The organism is Roseiconus nitratireducens, assembly GCF_008629675.1.
Lineage (GTDB): Bacteria > Planctomycetota > Planctomycetia > Pirellulales > Pirellulaceae > Stieleria > Stieleria nitratireducens.
Map to the genome: position 1 here is coordinate 1 of NZ_VWOX01000086.1, position 542 is coordinate 542.

The 542-nt window shown below is 51.7% G+C and carries 1 protein-coding gene; it reads left to right on the forward strand.

The window, feature by feature from the left end:
* The coding region (locus tag FYK55_RS28795) for a hypothetical protein (protein WP_235909058.1) at nt 1-357 on the forward strand (357 nt) is incomplete at its 5' end.
* Nucleotides 358-542: the final 185 nt, after the last annotated feature.

The window sequence follows — 542 nt, forward strand, 5'->3', positions numbered from 1 at the left end:
CGTTCGCTGAATCAAATGGACATCATCGAAAGCACAATTCAGGAATGGCGCGATCTTGGTTTCCACTACGATCGTGATGACGATCGTCGACTTTGGACGATTACTGGCGCGATCTCAGGGATTGAACGTTTTGCCGACATACTGCGCCAATTCGCGAATGATTCCCGAAATGACGTGCCCGGTGAACACGACCACTTCGGCCCCTATATGTACCTGAAGATCATGAATGTCCCGCATAAACGGGGATTTGATTCCAACGCGATATTCGCTCCTCGATGTGATTTTCGGGATTTGGCTGATCTCGTTGGCTCCCGATTGAGGAGCTCACAACCGGGTGAGGTCTTCAATTTGTCATGAGACTTCACGCCGGGTTCCGAGTATGAACTACGTGTAGTGATTGAATCGGATGATTTTGACCCGGGTCTATACGATCCGTGGGTGCAGCAGAAAATCAGCGAACAATCCGATGCACCCGAGTCCGCGAGCCGGGGCGTTTTGAAAATGGAAGATCAACCGCGCGGACCGGGTGATCGGTAGCGTTC